At 50.5% G+C, this 204-nt stretch carries 1 protein-coding gene; it reads left to right on the forward strand.

Annotated elements, in window-relative coordinates:
• Positions 1-204, forward strand: a 204-nt coding sequence (locus AB4384_RS23730; protein ID WP_372130205.1) for a transposase, incomplete at both ends; no start/stop codon positions are given.

The raw sequence follows: 204 nt of genomic DNA on the forward strand, positions 1-204 counted from the left end.
GGCTACGCGGCTTATGATGGACTTCATCACGTCACCAAGGTAGGGTGCTTAGCGCATGCTCGTCGCAAGTTCATGGATGCTAAAAAGCTTCAAGGGAAAGGTAAATCGGGCAAGGCTGATAAGGCGCTGGCTAAAATCCAAAAACTCTACGGGATAGAATCACGCTTAAAAGGTGCGCCTGCCGAAGAGCGAAAAGCAGAGCGT

It is taken from the genome of Vibrio sp. 10N.261.51.A4, from assembly GCF_041471945.1.
Lineage (GTDB): Bacteria > Pseudomonadota > Gammaproteobacteria > Enterobacterales > Vibrionaceae > Vibrio > Vibrio crassostreae_C.